The sequence below is a fragment of the Streptomyces sp. NPDC048637 genome (genome assembly GCF_040650675.1).
Lineage (GTDB): Bacteria > Actinomycetota > Actinomycetes > Streptomycetales > Streptomycetaceae > Streptomyces.
Window position 1 is genome coordinate 308,734 of the sequence record NZ_JBEZHQ010000003.1, and the last position, 18,313, is coordinate 327,046.

Genomic DNA, 18,313 nt, shown 5'->3' on the forward strand with positions numbered 1-18,313 from the left:
GAAGCTGCTGATGTGCGCACCACCGGCTTCGGGTCCGACACCCGCCTCCCCGGGCCCCCACGCCGTCCCCCTCCCGTCGCTCGACGGCGATACTGCTCTGCCCGCCGTCTGCCCGCTCGACGCTATGCGCCGGCGATCGCCGCCAGCATGTCCGTACGGGCCGCCCGGCGGGCCGGCCATATCGCGGCCAGCACTGCCACGATGGTGATGCCGACCAGGGACAGACCGAGGATCCCGGTGGGCAGCGAGAAGTCCCCCAACCGCTGCCCGAACATGGCGTGTTGCATGACGGCGCCCGCAGGGACACCGGCGACCACCCCGAGCAGGGCACCGAAGAGCGAGATCACGATGCTCTCCACCCTGATGGTCCGGTGGACCAGGAGCCGGGTGGCGCCCACCGCGCGGATCACTCCGATCTCACGGGTGCGCTCCATGACCGAGAGCACCAAGGTGTTGACGACACCGGACACAGCGATCAGGATCGCCACGCCGAACATCGCGTACATCAGGGTGAAGGCCAGTGACTGCTGATCGACGCCCTGTTGGACCAACGTCTCACGACTGCCGACGGACACGTCCGGGCGGTCGCGGAAGGCCGCCCGTATGCTCTCCCGCGCCGTGTCCGGGTCGGGGCCGGAGGCGTACAGGGTGGTGATCTGCTTCTGCAGTGACCCGGGTGCCTTGCTGACGTCCAGGAAGATGCTGGCCTGCAGTTCGGTGGCGTCGTAGATCCCCACCACGGTCTGGGTGACGGAGGTCTTGGCATCCAGATGCAGGGTGATCCTGTCGTTCATACCCAGGTCCATCATGTCGGCCTGGTTCTGTGAGATGACTACGCCGCGTCTCAGGTCGGGGCTCCCGGTGGTGAGGTGAGGGGTCAGCACGCCCTTCAGGCCCGCCGGTTCGATGGCGGAGATCCGGCGCTCGGTCCTGCCGCCCTTGTAGGCCAGCCCGACCAGCACATCGCGGCTCCCGGCTACCTGGGTGACCCCGGGCAGCTCCCGGACCTTGTCGGCCTCAGCGGGGGTGAGTGAGGACTCGCCCCCGGCCGCGGACTGCAGGACCGTGGTCGTGGTCGGCACATTCGCCCGGGTCGTCGAGGCGATCAGCGCGGAGAAGGACGCGCTGAGCGTGGCGAACGCGCAGACCAGAGCCAGTCCGACGGTGAGGGCGGTCGCTGTACCCGAGGTCCGTCGCGGATCGCCCGCAGCGTTGCGCAGACCGAGCCGGACCGCCGGTCCCGACCGCGCTCCGAGCAGCCGCATCAGCGGCCGGAGCAGCGCCTCCGCGAAGAAGGGCGCGAGCACGATCACGCCGATGACGCCGAGGACCGCCCCCACGAGCCCGATGATGCGCCCGAGGTTGGACGCACTGGGGTCCGCCGTCACGGCCACCATCACGAGGCCGACGACGAGGCAGCCGAGACCGGTGAAGTTGCGGGTCCGCTTCGTCTCGCGGGGAACGGTCTCGGCGGTGCGGAGTGCGGCGACCGGCGGGACCGCCGCGGCCCGCCGCGCGGAGCGGTACGCGGCCCCTACGGTTACCAGCAGGGCGACGCCGTATCCGAGCAGGACGGCCACCGGGCTGACGGTGAGGTCGACGTCGTCCTCCGGACGCATCACCGAAATCATCGAGGGGCCCAGTGCCACACCGGCCAGCGTGCCGATGGTGCCGCCGGCCAGTCCGAGCACACCGGCCTCGACGATGATCCCGGCCCGGACCTGGCCCTTGCGGGCACCGACGGCCCTCAGCAGGGCGAACTGCCGGGTCCGCCGGCCCACCAGCAGGGTGAAGGTGTTGGCGATGACGAACATGCCGACCAGGAGCGCGACCGCCGCGAAGGGCAGCATCGTCATCCGGAGGTCCTGTGCCTCGGAGTCCGACTGCTGAACGGCAGCGTGGGCCAGTGCACGGCCCGTCTCGACGTGGTACTCGTCGGACACACCCTTCTGTGCGGCCGCCTTGAGGGCGCCGGGGTGCGCACCGGACGCGGGGATCAGCTCGATGCGGTGAAAGCGCGGACCGAGTAACTTCGCGGCGGTCGCCGTGTCGTAGGCCACGACCGGCACCGCGTCGGATGCCTCGTTCGCGTCCGTCGTGGCCCTGGGGCCCAGACGGTGGTACGTGAACAGCGCTGTCACCTCGGCCGTGTCGGAATGTCCGTCGGCCAGCAGCACATGGGCGGTATCGCCCACCGCGATACCGGCGGAGTCGGCATCGGCCTTGTGGAGCGCGACCTGGCCCGGACCGGTGGGTGCCTTGCCCGCCTCGACGGTGAAGCGCTTGTCGTTGCTCCAGTTCGTGCCGGCCCGGTCCAGGACCGTGGTTGTCCTGACGAACTTGTGGTCCCGGCCGATCAGCCCGGCGCGGCCGACGATCACGCCCTCGGCGCGCCCGACGCCGGGCGTCCGGGCCAGCCGGTCCCGGTCCGCCGACGTGAGCAGCGGCTCCTTCCCGGGGCTCTGCACCGAGACACCTACGTCGTTGCGGGGCTCCTGGCCCGCGAGGGTGGTGGCGATGGAGTCGCTCACCACCCAGCTTCCGACCGTCGCCGTCACACCGAGCGCGATGGCGACGAGCGTCATCACCACCCGGCCCTTGTGCGCGAGCAGGTCGCGCAGCATTGCCTTCAGCATCAGGCGGCCGCCTTCTCGAAGGACTTCATGCGCTCCAACACGCTGTCGGCGGCCGGAGCCCGGAGCTCGTCCACGAGATGGCCGTCCTTGAGGAAAAGGACCCGGTCCGCGTAGGCGGCGGCACTCGGATCGTGCGTCACCATCGCCACCGTCCGGCCGAGCGCGTCGACACTGCGGCGCAGAAAGCCGAGCAGCTCCGCGGAGGCGGCGGAGTCCAGTGCGCCGGTCGGCTCGTCGGCGAACACCACCTCGGGCCGGGTGACCAGTGCCCTGGCGCAGGCCACGCGCTGCTGCTGGCCGCCGGACAGCTGGCTGGGACGGTGGTGCAGCCGGCTCTGCAGATTCAGCGCTGCGATGACCTTGTGCACGGTGTCCTGGTCGTGCTTGCGGCCGGCCAGATCGAAGGGGAGCGTGATGTTCTCGAGGGCGGTGAGCGTGGGGAGAAGGTTGAAAGCCTGGAAGACGAAACCGACACGGTCACGGCGCAGACGGGTGAGCGCGTTGTCGCGCAGACCGGTCAACTCGGTGTCCCCGATCCACACTTTCCCCTCATCCGCGTGGTCGAGCCCCGCGACGCAGTGCATCAGCGTCGATTTACCGGAGCCGGACGGCCCCATGATCGCGGTGAACTCACCCCGCCGGAACTCCACATCGACTCCGGCGAGCGCGACCACGCGGGAGTCACCCGATCCGTAGCGTTTGGCGAGTCCGGTGGCTCGGACGGCAGCTGTTGTCTGTGTCATGGAGGGAAGTGTGTGAGCGCGAACCACCCCCCGACGTCGCCCAAAAGGCAAGAAATATCCATGACTTAAGTTGAGACCGCTCTCAACTTAAGTCGGGTCCACGGCAGTCGAACGGCAGAAGCCGAGCCGACCGTGACCAACTAGGCTCGATTCGTGACACAACGTAGGGAAAGTGCGCTTCATCAGCGCCTGCGACGCTCAGGGGACCGATGGGGACTCGCCTTGCTGTCGGCCGTGGTCGCGGTGAGTGTCTTCCTGCCGCACGATGCCCGCCCGGTTCCTCATGTGCTGGCCGAGTGGGGCGTGATGCCGCTGGCCGGCCAGCTGCTCTCGGCGGTGATCGCGGTGGCGTCCGCGACCGCCGTCCTGATGCTCCGGCGCCGGCGATGGCCGGTGATCATCATCGGAGCAGTGGCCTGGATGCTGCTGTCGGACTGGGTACCGCTGGGCGTCGGGTCGTACGTCGCGGCCCGCACGTACAGCAGACAGCGGAATCTGGTCCGGTACCTCGTGGGTGCCGGAGTCCTCGCCCTGCTGCCGACGGCCACCGGTGTGGCCATCGGGGTGCCGGGCCTGACCGGGGGCGACCTGCTCCCGTCGCTCGGCGGTGCGGTGCTGTTCGTCTGGCTCCCCGCCACACTCGGCCTGTGGAGCAGGGCCCGCCGCGAGGTGATCGACGGGCTCGAAGAACGCGCCGCACAACGCGAGCGGGAGCAAACCGCCCGCGCCGAGCAGGCACGCACACAGGAACGGGCCCGAATCGCCCGGGACATGCATGACGTCGTCGCGCACCGGGTGTCGCTCATGGTGCTGCACGCGGGGGCGCTGGAGGTCAACGCCAAGGACGAGGAGACCGCCGCCGCGGCGGAACTCATCCGCACCACGGGCAGAGAAGCGCTCACGCAGCTCAGGGAAGTCATCGGGGTGCTCAAGAGCGCGAGTGACGGTGGCGGGCCCAGCCTCGGACCGCAGCCGACCCTGGTGGATCTCGACCGGTTGCTCGACCAGTCGCGCGCCGCGGGGGTCTCCGTGGAGCGGCACGACGAGGGCACACCGCAACGGCTGCCGACCCTGCTGGAACATGCCGCGTACCGCGTCGTGCAGGAGGCCCTCACCAATGTCCACAAGCATGCAGGTACGGCTCACGCCGAAGTCGCCGTGCGCTACCGCGAGTCGGACCTGGAAGTCGTCGTGTCCAACACGGCCCCGAAAGCTCCCGCCGAGTCACTGCCGGGCAGCGGCACGGGACTCGTAGGCCTGCGGGAGCGGGTCGAACTGCTCGACGGGGTATTCGCCGCCCAGCCGTGTCACGGCGGCGGATTCACCGTATCGGCCCGATTTCCCTTCGCTCTGCCCGCCCTGGAGGAACGCGCGTGATCCGAGTCCTGTTGGTCGACGACGAAGCCCTGGTCCGGGCCGGCCTGCGCATGATCCTGGAACCGGCCGAGGGGATCGAGGTGGTGGCCGAGGCGAGCGACGGCAGTGCGGCGATCACCGAGGCCGCCCAACACCGCCCCGACGTCGTGCTGATGGACGTCAGGATGGCGGGCATGGACGGGCTGACCGCCCTCAAAGAGCTGCGGCGGGCGACCGGCGGCCCCAAGGTGATCATGCTGACCACCTTCGACCTCGACGACTACGTGCACACCGCCCTGCGCAACGGCGCAGCCGGCTTTCTCCTCAAGGACACCTCCCCGCGGGATCTGGCCGACGCCGTCCGTACGGTCGCCGAGGGGAGCGCCATGCTGACGCCGAAGGTCACCAAGCGGCTGATCGACACCTTCGCCGGACTGGCGTCGGAGGGCGCCACCGAGGCACGTCAGCGGCTTTCGGTGCTGACCGACCGTGAGGGCGATGTGGTACGGGCCGTGGCCAGAGGGCTGTCCAACGCCGAGATCGGACGCGAACTGGCCATGGGCGAAGGCACCGTGAAGGCCCATGTCAGCCGAGCGCTCGCCAAACTGGGTCTGTCCAACCGGGTCCAGATGGCACTGCTGGTGCGTGACGCGGGCATGGCGTAGTGGTCGAGCCGTCGAGCCGTCGAGCCGTCGAGCCGTCGAGCCGTCGAGCCGGGGCGCCGTGGGAGCTCGGTAGGAGACAGGGCGCGCCGTTTCCGCGACACAGGCCAGACACCGCGGAGCCCGTCCTTCGGGCGGACGACGGGAGGGTGACGACAGAGCCCTGTCCCGAGCCGATCACGGACCAGGCGCTCGAACTCGCTGCGGTGCTCCCTCAATCACGAGAGGGAGCACAGCCCCTGCCGGTCACATGGTCGCAGCCGGACGGCGGGAGGGTCAGAAGTCCAGGTCAGGGAATTCCGCCTCCAGCTCCGGCTCCGAATCGAGAACCGGCCTGCAGGGACCGGTGCTGGCGCGCAGAGTGATCAGCGGTTTCAGCAGGATATGCCGGGGTGACGAGGCAGGCGAGGTGAGCCGCTCCACCATCAGGTCGACGCCGATCCGGCTCATCTCCTTGGCGGGTATCTCGGCCGCGGTCAGCGGCGGGCTCACCTGTTCCGCCCAGCGGCTGGCTGCCACGCCGACGACCGAGAAGTCGCGCGGTACGCTGCGGCCGTGACGGGTCAGCCCGCGGTAGATGCCCTCCAGGGCCGCTTCGTTCATGACGACGAGGGAAGTGGTGGCCGGGTCGTCCTGCAAGATCCGTTCCACGACGTCCTCCCCGGCCGTGACATCGTCGCCACTGGGGTACGAACGCGCGGTCAGGTCCATCTCCCTCATCGCCCCGGTGTAGCCCTCGCTCCCGAGCAGCGCGTACCCGTACCCGCTGTCGACGATCTGCTCCGACTTGTTGACGAAGGCGATCCGGCGGTGGCCCAGGTCGGTCAGGTGCCGAACGCATCCGCCTGCCAGGCCGGCGAAGTCGAGATCGACCCAGCCGACCCCGTCAGTTCTGCTGTTCCGGCCGATGGCGACGAAGGGGAAGGCCGCTTCCGCAAGATGCTGGATACGGTCGTCCTCCCGGCGGACCTCCATCACGATCACGCCGTCCACGCGCCGTTCACTGACCATCCGCCGGAACGAGGGATCCTTCCCCGACTTACACGGTGTGAGCAGCAGGTCATAGCCGTACGTGGTGGCGGTTTCCGCCACCCCTCCGACGAAGGCGAGCTGCACCGCCGGGTAGTCCCGGTTGGCGCCGGACGGCGGGTAGAGCAGTGCGAGCGTGTGTGTCAGGTCGCGGGCCGCAGTACCACTCTGGGCCTGGGCGCCGCGTCCTGTTGTCAGGTTGACTGTGCGCTCGGTCATGGTCCGTCGGCTGGGAGACGTTGTTCGGCCCAGATGGTCTTGCCGGTGGGGGTCTGGCGGGTGCCCCAGCCTTCGGTGAGCTGGGTCACCATGTGCAGTCCTCGTCCCCCTTCGTCGTAGGTGCGGGCACGGCGTAGATGGGGTGAGGTGCTGCTGGCGTCGGAGACCTCGCAGATCAGGGTCCGGTCCCGGATCAGCCGTAGTCCGATGGGGGCGTCCCCGTAGCGGATGGCATTGGTGACCAGCTCGCTCACCACCAGCTCGGTGATGGATGCTGCGTCGGCGAGCCCCCAGGTCGCCAGCTGACGGGAGGCCTGTGCACGGGCATCGGCCACGATTGCCGGATCTGACGGCAGCGACCAGGCGGCGACCTGATCGGTGTGCAGGGCACGGGTGCGCGCCAGGAGCAGAGCCACGTCGTCGACGGGGCTCTCGGGCAGCAGGGCTCTGAGGATGATGTCGCAGGTGACATCCAGCGAGGGCTCGGCGGAAGCCAGGGCTCCGCAGAGTCGTTCAAGGCCGACACCGAGATCGTGGCCGCGGGCTTCAATCAGGCCGTCGGTGTAGAGGGAGAGCAGGCTTCCCTCGGGCAGTTCCAGCTCGGTGGGTTCGAAAGGCAGGCCGCCGACTCCCAGAATCGGCCCAGGGGTGAGCTGGACCACTCTGGCCGTGCCGTCGGGGAACAGCACGACGGGTGGGACATGGCCGGCGCTGGCCATGGTGCAGATGCGGGAGACCGGGTCGTAGACCGCGTAGAGGCAGGTCGCGCCGGTCTGGCCCGGGTCGGGCTCGTTCCGAACGTCGTTGTCCGAGGTCAGGTGGGTGACCAGTTCGTCGAGGTGGGTGAGCAGCTCGTCCGGAGGCAGGTCGACTCCGGCGAGTGTGCGCACCGCTGTACGCAGTCGCCCCATGGCGGCCGAGGCGTGGATGCCGTGGCCGACCACGTCGCCGACGACCAGGGCGACGCGAGTGCCCGACAGGGGGACCACATCGAACCAGTCGCCGCCCACTTCTGCCCCCCTGCCGATCGGCAGATAGCGGTGCGCCACCTCGACGGCCGCCTGCCGGGGGAAGTGACGGGGCAACAGACTGCGCTGGAGGGTCAGGGCATGGGCGCGTTCCCGGGCGAAACGGCCCGCGTTGTCCACACTGCCGGCCGCCCGGCTTGCGAGCTCCTCGGCGAGGATCAGATCATCCGGCTCGAAGGGTTTCGAGCCTTCTGCGCGGGCGAAGACCACGACGCCGAGGGTCAAGCCCCGCGCTCGTAGCGGGGTAGCCATGATCGAGTGGAATCCGTGCTCCTCCATGCGGGCGGGTCCCCCCACGCCGGCGGCGACCCACCGGGTGAAGTCGGGGTCATCTGCTCCGCACAGCACCGTTCGACCGCTTGTCAGGGCGCATGCCGGGGGTGAGCGCGGAGGATAGGTGTCGGCCTCGCCGATCTCGGTGTCGGGTTCGGGCACCCCGTCGGCGGTCTGGTGCGCGACCCGGCGCAACACCACGTCGGTGTCGACCGGACCGGGCGGCGGTTCCTTCCCCCGGGCCACGGAGTCGAGCAGGTCCACACTGACGGAGTCGGCGAACCGCGGAACGGCCAGGTGGGCGAGTTCCTCAACCGTGCGCCTTGCATTCAGGGTGGTTCCGATACGGTTGCCCGCTTCGTTCAGCAGGGCCAGGCGCTGCCGTGCGGCAGCCTGCTCGGTACTGTCGAACGCTGCGGCCCCGACTCCGGCCACCTGGCCGGTGTCGGGGCTGCGGACGGGCCACATCTCGATGGTCCAGGCGCGCCGGTGAGCGGAAGGTGTAGCTGGCGCAAGGTGCTCATAGCGACTTGGCTTGGCCTCCTCGGCGACCCGGCGGACGCATCGCAGAAATGCCTCGTCGGAGTGGCCTCCGTCCAGCAGGTCCGAGTAGGACCACATGCCCGCTTCAGCCGCCTGCCCTTGCCCCTGCCCCTGCCCCTGCCTGGATTCGACAGCTCCCGCTTGCCCGGCGGCCGTCTGCGCCCCCTCGCCGCCGGCTGGCCGGCCCGGCATGTGCCCTGTCGGCGAGGGCTGTTCGCCCCCGTGTGCGACCGCGTTCCACTGCCATGAGCGTGAGGTGGTGCTGTAGGTGGAGAGTGCAACGGAGGACTGGGCGAACGCCCACTCCACCATCAGTCGGTCATACTCCGCCTCGTCCGCACCCGCGGTGGCGGTCACGACGAACGCCTGGGCCGTTCCGTCGTCACACCATGACGGATGAAGGCGCAGGGTCAGATCGACGCGGTGGCCATCCCGGTGCCGGACCGCCGCTGGGCCGCTCCATTCCCGGGCTTCGATCAGGCCGAGCCCGGCCACCTCGGGGAACTCCCCGTTGATCAGGAGGTCCGAGACCGGGTGTCCGACAACCTCCGGGGGGCGATAGCCCAGCAGTCTCCGACCCCCCTCACTCCACCCTGTGACCATGCCCCCCACGCTGATGATGGCCATGGGGACATCGATCGACCACCCAGAGTGACCAGTTTCCCCCAAAGGAATGGCCATTCCTACTCAATTCATCCGAGCGCCATTACTCACAGTCCCATAGTGCCTGCGGGAAAAGATTCGAACAACCTGCACTGACGATCAAGGCAGATCTGGTCGGAATCGTCGTCCGCGGACACGATGGACACGGTCAGAACCGGCGTCGTCGGCTGTGCGGAGGGTCGGCAGAAGATCCATCCGCGGGACCCGGCCGCTCGGGAGTGTGCACAGCCGAGTGCGGCTGTGCGACCGACGACCTGGTGACTCTGCGGTGGCCCCCTTATCAGCCCGGAAAACTCACCTCCAGGGTGGACCCGCGACGTACGAAGACGGGGATGCATTCCAGTGGAGCGTCAGCTGTGGTGGTCTGGCCGCCGCCATGGACAGTTCCTGTGGCGGCGGCCATCCAGTCGGCACCGGCCGGCAGGTAGACCTGACGGCGCCGTTCGCCGAGTCGGGTCACGGGGGAGATCAGCAGGTCCGGGCCGCACAGGAACTGGTCCTCGACCGTCCACGCGGCCGGGTCGCCGGGAAAGTCGAAGAACAGCGGCCGGATGACCGGTGCACCGCAGTCTGCTGCGGAGGCCATCTGACGGTGAAGATACGCACGAAGGTCCTGGCGTAGCCGCAGCTGCCGGGTCAGGATCCGGTAGGCCTCCTGCCCGTACGACCACAGTTCGTTGGGTCCCCCGGTTCGGCCGGCAGCGATGGCGTCCCGCGGTTCACGGTGGCCGTGCATCCGCAGCAGCGGACAGAAGACGGCGAACTGGAACCAGCGGATGAGCAACTCCCGGTAATCGGGGTCGTCCGGGTCACCACCGTGGAAACCGCCGATGTCGGTGGTCCACCACGGAATGCCGCTCAGGCCCGCGCTCAGCCCCGCGCGCACCTGCGCCGCGAGTGCCTCGAAGGTGGCCGGGATGTCACCCGACCACAGAGCCGCCGCGTAGGCCTGGCTGCCGGCCCAGGCGGAGCGCACCAGGCTGACGGGAACGTCTTCACCTTCGGCACGCATATGCTCGAAAAAGCCGCGCACATGTTCGCGCGGATACAAGTTGGCCACCGCCCGGCCGGGCCCCGCCGCGTAACGCAGGTTGCCGAATTGTTCGGGGTACATCTCTGGTTCGCAGGCGTCCAGCCACCACAGCCGGAAGCCGAGGTCGTAGTAATTGCGCTTGACGCGGCTCCAGATGTAGTCGCGAGCCCGCTCGTCGGTGGGGTCGTAGAACACCACGGGCAGGGGCTTGTCGTCGCCCTGGCTGTCGGGGAAGACATGTTGGAACGGCTGGCCGTGCTCCGTTCCCAGCAGCAGCCGCTCATCCCGCATGTGCGGGTAGTTCTCGCTCATGACGCTCACGGACGGCCACACGGACACCAGCGTCCGTACGCCCATGCTCTCCAATTCCGCCACCATGCCGGCCGGGTCGGGCCAGTCGGCAGCATCGAAGCGCCAGTCGCCCAGATGCGGCCAGTGGAAGAAGTCCACGGCGATGACCGACAGCGGAAGACCCCGGCGTCGGTATTCGCGAGCGACGCCCAGCAGTTCCTCCTGTGTCCGGTAACGCAGGCGGGACTGCCACAAGCCCAGGGCCCATTCCGGCAGCACGGGAGCGTGCCCGGTGGCATCGGCATAGTGGGCCATGATGCCGGCGGGAGTCGGAGCGGTGGTGATCCAGTAGTCGATCTGATCGGCGGCATCGGCGACCCAGCGGGTCTGGTTGGCGGCCAACTCCACCCGTCCGACGGCGGGCAGGTTCCACAGCAGACCGTAGCCTCGGGAGGAGAGGGTGAAGGGGATGGTGACCTCCCCATTGCGCTGCACCAGGTCGATCACCATGTGTTTGTGGTCGAGGCGCCCGTGGGAGTGCTGGCCCAGACCGAAGAACTGTTCACCGTCATAAGCGGCGAAGCGCTGTTCCAGCTGATAGCGGCCCTCGCCGACCGGTGTGAACTGGCGTGGACCGGGCCAGGCGAAGTGACCGACGGATTCGCGCAGCAGCTCGGTTCCGTCCTGTGTGCGCGCGAAACGCAGGTGGCCCTGGGGAGAGAGTTCTACCTGCAGTCGCCCGACGGTGAGCATCCGGCCGCCGTGGGGACCCACGCCCAACTCTGCGGCCACGGCGGCAGGGGGCGCACTCAAGGCTCCCGGCAGGTCGTCGCGCACACGGTGCCGGGCCGACCGCACCCGGACACTGTCGGCTCCCCAGGGCTCCACCCGCAGTACGTGCTCGGCGTCACTGAACTCAAGACGGACGGCCGGAGGGGAGGAGGCGGGAGGCCGGGAGTCGTTCCCGGCTGCGTCGGAGGTGGAGGCGGAGGGGGCGGGCCTTGTGCCGTCGGACGGAGACACGCTGCTCCTTTCTACGGGCCTGTGGTACAGGCCAATGGCAGTGCAGGGCACGAGTGGCGGCTTGCGGCGCAGTCAGTCCCTGACCGCTTCATTGGTGAGTCCGGCAGCGATGTGCCGCTGGGCAATGGTCAGAAGCAGCGCGGCGGGCAGGGAAGCGATGACAGCAGTGGCCATCACCGAGTTCCACGTGGTGACATTGGTGCCGGCACCGATGTAGTCGTACAGACCCAGCGTGATCGGCTTCCACGTGGTGGTGTTGAGATTGAGCGTGGCGGCGAACAGGAAGTCGCCCCATGCGAAGAGGAACGCGAAAAGGCCTGATGTGATCAGTGCGTTGCGGGATATGGGAAGCACGATCTGCCAAAAGGTGCGCACCGCGCCTGCACCGTCCAATGCCGCTGCCTCCAGCAGGGACCGGGGGATGGCGGTCATAAAGGCCCGCAGGATGAGCACGGCGAAGGGGACGGCAAGCGTGGCGTCGGCCAGGATCAACGCCAGGGCCGAGTTGAGGATCTGGACGGAGGCGAAGATTTGGTACAGAGCGTTGGCCATGACGATGCCGGGCACGAGTTGGACGACCAGCAGCACGCTCAGTAGCGTCCGGCCGCCCGGGGAGCGCAGCTGCGCCAGCGCGTAGGCCGCCGGCGCAGCCAGGGCCAGCGTCAGGACCGTGGCGCCGGCGGCGATGATCAGGGATGCCAGCAGATGGCCCCCCTGCTGGGACAGCGCGTCCCGGTAGCCGCTGAGTGTGCCGCCGAGGGGCAGCCAGTGTGGTGACGGCCGGGCCAACTGCTGATTGGTCTGGAAGGAGGCGTTCACCATCCAGTACAGCGGGAACAGCATGACGGCCACGACGGCGACACCGAACGCGGATTTCGCCCAGGTGGGTACGGCTGCCCGACTCCGTCCGCCACGGACCGCGGCGGGCCGGCTCCGAGCAGCGCGGGCGGCGGTCACGCGCGGGCTCCGGGATCAGCGCGCAGCGCGCGCAGGTACAGCAGGGCGATGACGGCGGCGACGATGATGAGCAGATCACCCGCGGCTGCTCCGAGGCCGAACTCCGAGAGCCCGCCGAAGGACAGCTGGTAGGCGTAGGTGGTGATCGTGTGGGTGGCGTTTGCCGGGCCGCCCTTGGTCATCACCCAGATCACGTCGAAGACCTTGAGCGTGTAGATCAGGCCGAGCGTCACGACGATGCCGATCACGGGTCTGATCTGGGGCAGTGTGACATAGCGGAACTGCTGCCAACGGCCGGCGCCGTCCAGGGAAGCCGCTTCATACAGCTCTGCCGGGATGGCCTGCAGCCCGCTGTGGAGGATCACCATGTTGAACGGCACACCCACCCAGATGTTGCAGATCAGCACGGCAGCCATCGCGGTGTGGGGGGTGTTGAGCCACGGCACCGGGTCCTGGACCAGATGAAGGGTGAGCAGGATCTGGTTGACGACGCCGTTGCTGGTGTCGAGCAGCCACCGGAACAACGTGCCGGCGACGACCAGGGGGAGGAGCCAGGGGATCAGCACGAGCGACCGCAACAGCGGGCCGAGCGGGAACGAGTGGCGAAAGAACTCCGCGAGTCCCAGGCCGATCGTGAACTGGAAGAAGAGCGAGCCCGCAACAAAAACCACGGTGTTGACGACGGCAGTGGCAAAGGCAGGGGTGCTCAGCAGCCGGCGATAGTTGCCGAGGCCGATGAACGGGGCGTTGCCGCTGTAAAGGGAATTGATGTCGTAGTCCTGGAAGGACAGCACCACATTGCGGGCCAGAGGATAGAGGTAGAACACCGCGACGAACACGACGACCGGCACGATGAACCCGATCCCGAGCCGTCGGCTGCGAGCCGCCGGAGCCACGGAGCGGCGTGGCGACGGCCTTTTGCGGCCGACGGCCGCCGCCGAGTTCTTGGGCAATGCCGGAACCACGGCTACCTTTCCGGGAGGGTGGCCGTCGGCGGGTACCACCCACGGGTCAGCGGCTCGGTGCTCATTGCCTCGCCTGCTTCTGTGCGTCAGCCAGCGCCGCGCTGGGCGACTTGCTCCCTGACAATGCTGCCTGCACCGCGGTCCACAGCGCCTGCGAGTACTTCGGATAATCCGGCCCGACTTCCGCGGTGCGGCTCTTGGCGCTTCCGATGGTCTCCACGAATGTCTTCACCGCGGGCACAGCGGCACTGAATTCCGCGGCCACCTTCGGGTCGGACGGCACGTAATTGGTGAGCTTGGCCCACTCCAGACTGTTTCCCTTCGACACCATGCACTTGATGACCTCGGCTGCCTTGCGAGCCTTGTCCCCGCTGCTGCCGGCCGCCCACACCTCACCGCCGAGCGCACCGGAGGAGGTGCCCCCGGCCGGGGCGGGAACCGGCGCGATGCCGAAATCCTTCATGCCTGCCTTTCGTAGCAGGGGCAGCTCCCAGGGACCATTGATCATCATAGCCAGCGAACCGTTTGCGAATTGCTCCCCGACATTCATCTGATTCCAGCTGAGCACGTCCCTGGGTGCCGAACCGGAGGAGACCAGGTCCTTCAGGAGGCTCAGCGCCGACACAGCCTCCGGTGAATCGAGCTTCTTCAGGGAGGCGCCAGCGCTGAAGAAGAAGGACTCGAACTGGAAACTGCCTTCTTCGGTGGCCGGCACGGCAAAGCCGATTCCGTGCACCTGGTCGCCCTGAGTCAGCTTCTTGGCCGCGATGCGCAACTCATCCCACGTGGCAGGCGGCTTGACGCCCGCCTTCTCAAGCATCGACGTGTTGTAGTAGAGCGCCAACTGGTTCACACCGGGCGCCACACCGTACTGCTTACCCCGGTATTTACCCGCGGCGACGATGTTCGGATACAGTCCGTCGGTCTTCACACCGGCCGCGCCGAGGTCGGCGAGCGCTCCCGTGGCGGCGAGCTGCTGCAGGTCAGGATTGTCCAGGAGAATCAGGTCCGGTAGCGCCCGGCTGTTCGCCAACTGGAGCACTTTGGTGCGCAGCTCCGGCACAATCTGCCGCTTGATGGTGACCCCCGCCAGCTTTCCGCACCGGGTGAGCTGCTTGGCCAGGGCACTGCGCCCGGGTTCAGCGCTATAATAGTCCATTTCGGTCAGAGTGATCTTGCCGCTTTCTGTGGGCCTGCGCGGCGAGCCATCGCCATCGCAGGCAGTCAGCAGCAGACCGGCTGCGGTGACCGTCGCCGCCAAAGCCCCGATTGGCCGGGTGCGACGGCATTCAACAGAGGTGCGCATGGCGGCTCCAGGGAGAAAACGGTGCGCAGGCACTGATATGCGCGGCCCAGGCCTTCTGCCGACGTGCGGAGAGGCAGGCACGGATCGGAATGCGAAAGACCGCAAATCCGCAGCAGATCATCAGCAGACACGGCTCCTGGGTATGCCGGGCTTGTGGCGCAGAGTTCGTGGAGCCATGAGGCAGTGCGAAGAGGTGACACGGGGACGGCATTCCGACTTCGAGATGACCTGCTCGACTCAAGCTCTGACCTCGTCCGACGCGGGGCGCTCGCCACTGAGCACGTAGGACACCGTGCTGCGGGACGCGCCTGCCCGCTCGGCGATTTCGCTGATGTTCACCGCTCGCCTCCCGGGCCGGCGGGCACTCGACCCCATTGTCGAACCATTCGACAACCGGTCCGCGGACCGCTTCGGCAGGCATTACAAGCACGCCTTGCCGGGCAAGTCAAGGAATTGGCTACATTTTCGCGAAAGGCATATTAAACTGGCTTTCCGTCAGATCTGTAAACCGCAGAGGATCACGCGATCGTCCGGCTTTACTTCAGCAAGCGGTGGATGTTTCTCAGGCCGGTGGCGGGCCGCTTGATAATCGGGTGTGAAGCGCCGTCCTCGCCTGCCACGGCGAACGTGCCGGCCTCGCGCTCCTGGCCGGTCCCGGGACGGGGCGGGAGCGCGAGGCGCAGCCGGTCTCATGGCACCGGGGGAGGCGGGTGATGTGGCACGGCGCTGCAGGCCAGGCCAGGCCGGGCCAGGGCGGGGAAGGGGAGCCGGACCGGAGGGCGCCTGCAATGCCGGCGGGCGGACGGGCCAGCGTGGCGAGCAGGACGATGAGTCGGCCCTCACCGACCTCTCCAAGGTGCCCGCCACCTGCGACAGGGATCGCCTTCCCGGTCTCGATCCACGACGCCGACCATCGCGGGCAGACTTTCGGCCAGGTCAGCAACGGGTTCATCCGCGTGGTCAACCAGGCCGACGGCCAGGAGCTCACCGCTATGACCTCAGCGAAGTCGCTTCCGCGGAGACCGCGATGATCTTCGGCGAGGTCCAACGGCACGGCGGCGAATGGAAGTTCCGCGCCGTTGGCCCGGGGTATGTGTCGGGGCTGCGAGGCAACGCTTTAGACTGCGGGGTCAATGTTTCGTAAAGCCAGGTACGGCGCGGGGGAGCCCCGTACAAAACGATTGGGTAGCCAGTGCTTTTGAAAACGTTCGGCTGGTCGTTCGCGGTCACCGCGCTCGGCCTGGTCGCGGCGGTGTTCTACGGGGGGTGGACCGGCTTCGGGATCGTGGCGATCCTGTCGATCCTCGAGATCTCGGTGTCCTTCGACAACGCCGTGGTCAACGCCGGGATCCTGAAGAAGATGAATGCCTTCTGGCAGAAGACCTTCCTCACCATCGGCGTCCTGATCGCGGTCTTCGGCATGCGCCTGGTCTTCCCGGTCGTGATCGTCGCCATCAGCGCCAAGATCGGTCCGATTGAGGCGGTACAGCTCGCGCTCGACGACAAGGACAAGTACCAGCAGCTGGTGACCGACGCCCACCCGTCGATCGCCGCCTTCGGTGGCATGTTCCTGTTGATGATCTTCCTCGACTTCATCTTCGAGGAGCGGGAGATCAAGTGGCTCGGCTGGCTGGAGCGTCCGCTCGCCAAGCTCGGCAAGGTCGACATGCTCTCCGTCTGCATCGCGCTCATCGTGCTGCTCGTCACCGCGATGACCTTCGCCACCAACGCCCACCAGCACGGCGGCATCCATGTGGACAAGGGCGAGACCGTCCTGATCGCCGGCGTCGCGGGCTTGATCACCTACCTGATCGTCGGCGGCCTCTCCGGCTACTTCGAGAACAAGCTCGAGGAAGAGGAGGAGCGCGAGCAGGAGGCCGAGGAAGAGGCCAAGCGAAGCGGCAAGAAGGTCCCGGCGGTCGTGATGGCCGGCAAGGCCGCGTTCTTTTTGTTCCTCTACCTGGAGGTCCTGGACGCGTCCTTCTCCTTCGACGGCGTCATCGGCGCCTTCGCGATCACCAACGACATCGTCCTGATGGCGCTCGGCCTCGGCATCGGCGCGATGTACGTCCGCTCGCTCACGGTCTATCTGGTCCGCCAGGGCACCCTCGACGACTACGTCTACCTGGAGCACGGCGCCCACTACGCGATCGGCGCTCTCGCCGTGATCCTGCTCATCACCATCCAGTACGAGATTCACGAGGTCATCACGGGCCTCGTCGGCATCGTCCTGATCGCCTGGTCCTTCTTCTCCTCGGTCCGGCGCAACCGCAGGCTGGCCGCGGCCGAGGGACAGGACATGGACGCCAACGAGAAGGCCGAGGTCTCTTCCGGCGTCTGAGCCGGACGGCCGGCGCGGGCCGCAGGGCCGACGCCAGGGAGGGCACCAGGGCATCGAACCCGCCCTGGTGCCACTCCAATCCAGCGGTCCAGCGTGTAACGGCTGATCCGCACCGGCCCGCCGTCGGCGTCGATGTGCTCCCGCCGGGCGCGACCGGCCGGCCAACTTGCCTTCGCACCGCCGCAGTCGGCCCCGCACCGTCTCCACCGGGCCACCCAGCCAGGCCGCGATCGTCCTGGCCCTCAATGGGCAACTGATGGAGAGGATGTCGTCCCAGCCAGCGGGATGACGGGAGAATCATCGTGCGGTATACAGGAATAATGCCTTTACAGCGCCCCTTCCGTTTCGGTGTCAACATGTACGTTCCCGGTTCGCGACGCGAGTGGAGAGCGAAGTGCCGCAGAGCCGAGGAACTCGGTTTTGATGTCATCGGAGTGGCCGATCACCTGGAATTCTCCGCGCCGTTTCCGGCGATTGTGCTCGCAGCCGAAACGACCGAACGGGTACGGCTGAGTACGTTCGTGTTGAACACACCGTTCTACAACCCCGTCCTTCTCGCGCGTGACGTGGCGAGCACCGACCAATTCGTCGACGGGCGTATGGAACTCGGGCTCGGCGCGGGCTACGTGAAGACCGAGTTCGACACCGCGGGGATACCGTTCCCCAGCGGCGGAAGGCGGGTCGAACAGCTGGAACAGACGGTCACCACGTTGCGTCGTCTGTTTCAGGACACAGAATTTCAGCCGCGTCCAGCCCAACCATCCGGGCCACCCATGCTGATTGCGGGCTGGGGCGACCGGCTGCTGCGGCTGGCCGCCGCGCACGCCGACATCATCGCCTTCCCCGGAGGCTGGGCGAGCACCACCGGTGATGCACTCCATCTGGCCGGAATCGCGCAGATGGAGGAACGGGTCACCTACGTGCGCGGCCTACTCGGCGACCGCGCCGACGCTGTGGAGCTGAATATCCTGGTGCAGCAGGTGATTCCGCCCGCCGAACGCTCCGCAATACCTGACCGGTTCGCGCCGCTGCCGCCCGACGCCGCGCACAGCCCCGAGGAGCTGCCCAGCGTGTTGATCGGAACCCCAGCGGAGATGGCGCAACAACTCAAGGAACGCCGCGAACGCTACGGCTTCACCTACTTCACGGTGATGGAATACAACATGGAGAACTTCGCGCCGGTCATCGCCGCGCTGCGCTGAATTACGCACTTCGCCACAATGCCGCCGACGACGGGGGCTGTGA

At 67.8% G+C, this 18,313-nt stretch carries 12 protein-coding genes and 2 pseudogenes; 5 read left to right on the top strand and 9 right to left on the bottom strand.

The genetic code is table 11. The features are described from left to right. Positions 1 to 122: 122 nt before the first annotated feature. Entirely contained in the window at positions 123 to 2,636 is a 2,514-nt protein-coding gene (locus tag AB0C46_RS06590) for an ABC transporter permease (RefSeq protein ID WP_362826191.1), read from the bottom strand. Beyond that, positions 2,636 to 3,379, bottom strand: coding sequence for an ABC transporter ATP-binding protein (locus tag AB0C46_RS06595; RefSeq protein ID WP_362826193.1), 744 nt, complete (start codon positions 3,377 to 3,379; stop codon positions 2,636 to 2,638). Before AB0C46_RS06595 ends, AB0C46_RS06590 begins: the two co-directional genes overlap by 1 nt. Before the next feature lie 222 nt (positions 3,380 to 3,601). On the opposite strand from AB0C46_RS06595, the gene AB0C46_RS06600 reads away from it, so the two are divergent. Together AB0C46_RS06600 and AB0C46_RS06605 are read left to right on the top strand one after the other, a co-directional pair. Then, positions 3,602 to 4,756 (top strand): histidine kinase, encoded by a 1,155-nt coding sequence (locus AB0C46_RS06600; RefSeq protein ID WP_362826194.1) that lies wholly within the window; start codon positions 3,602 to 3,604, stop codon positions 4,754 to 4,756. Further along, complete coding sequence (locus AB0C46_RS06605; RefSeq protein WP_362826195.1) at positions 4,753 to 5,400, top strand: response regulator transcription factor; 648 nt, start codon at positions 4,753 to 4,755, stop codon at positions 5,398 to 5,400. Before AB0C46_RS06600 ends, AB0C46_RS06605 begins: the two co-directional genes overlap by 4 nt. A 273-nt stretch (positions 5,401 to 5,673) precedes the next feature. On the opposite strand, the gene AB0C46_RS06610 is transcribed toward AB0C46_RS06605, so the two are convergent. From AB0C46_RS06610 to AB0C46_RS06640, 7 genes and pseudogenes are all read right to left on the bottom strand, one after another. Continuing rightward, complete coding sequence (locus AB0C46_RS06610; protein ID WP_362826197.1) at positions 5,674 to 6,645, bottom strand: substrate-binding domain-containing protein; 972 nt, start codon at positions 6,643 to 6,645, stop codon at positions 5,674 to 5,676. Continuing rightward, positions 6,642 to 9,092: a SpoIIE family protein phosphatase gene (locus AB0C46_RS06615; RefSeq protein WP_362826198.1), complete on the bottom strand. Its 2,451-nt coding sequence runs from the start codon at positions 9,090 to 9,092 to the stop codon at positions 6,642 to 6,644. Before AB0C46_RS06615 ends, AB0C46_RS06610 begins: the two co-directional genes overlap by 4 nt. Before the next feature lie 340 nt (positions 9,093 to 9,432). Next, the gene (locus AB0C46_RS06620; RefSeq protein WP_362826199.1) at positions 9,433 to 11,499 is read right to left on the bottom strand and encodes a TIM-barrel domain-containing protein; all 2,067 of its coding nucleotides are present in this window, start codon (positions 11,497 to 11,499) and stop codon (positions 9,433 to 9,435) included. A 72-nt stretch (positions 11,500 to 11,571) separates the two neighbouring features. Then, positions 11,572 to 12,342 (bottom strand): carbohydrate ABC transporter permease, encoded by a 771-nt coding sequence (locus AB0C46_RS06625; RefSeq protein ID WP_362826438.1) that lies wholly within the window; start codon positions 12,340 to 12,342, stop codon positions 11,572 to 11,574. Between the two features lie 110 nt (positions 12,343 to 12,452). Then, positions 12,453 to 13,460 (bottom strand): sugar ABC transporter permease, encoded by a 1,008-nt coding sequence (locus AB0C46_RS06630; protein ID WP_362826200.1) that lies wholly within the window; start codon positions 13,458 to 13,460, stop codon positions 12,453 to 12,455. A 22-nt stretch (positions 13,461 to 13,482) separates the two neighbouring features. Then, the gene (locus AB0C46_RS06635) at positions 13,483 to 14,727 is read right to left on the bottom strand and encodes an extracellular solute-binding protein (RefSeq protein ID WP_362826201.1); all 1,245 of its coding nucleotides are present in this window, start codon (positions 14,725 to 14,727) and stop codon (positions 13,483 to 13,485) included. 240 nt (positions 14,728 to 14,967) lie between these two features. Beyond that, positions 14,968 to 15,066, bottom strand: a pseudogene (locus AB0C46_RS06640) (LacI family DNA-binding transcriptional regulator); the annotation flags it as partial. Positions 15,067 to 15,541: 475 nt separating this feature from the next. Here AB0C46_RS06640 and AB0C46_RS06645 point away from each other — a divergent pair. From AB0C46_RS06645 to AB0C46_RS06655, 3 genes and pseudogenes are all read left to right on the top strand, one after another. Beyond that, positions 15,542 to 15,871: pseudogene (locus tag AB0C46_RS06645) on the top strand (TerD family protein); the annotation flags it as partial. Between the two features lie 48 nt (positions 15,872 to 15,919). Then, positions 15,920 to 17,068: a DUF475 domain-containing protein gene (locus AB0C46_RS06650; protein WP_362826202.1), complete on the top strand. Its 1,149-nt coding sequence runs from the start codon at positions 15,920 to 15,922 to the stop codon at positions 17,066 to 17,068. A 320-nt stretch (positions 17,069 to 17,388) separates the two neighbouring features. Next, the gene (locus AB0C46_RS06655; RefSeq protein ID WP_362826203.1) at positions 17,389 to 18,270 is read left to right on the top strand and encodes an LLM class F420-dependent oxidoreductase; all 882 of its coding nucleotides are present in this window, start codon (positions 17,389 to 17,391) and stop codon (positions 18,268 to 18,270) included. The last annotated feature ends 43 nt before the right edge of the window (positions 18,271 to 18,313 follow it).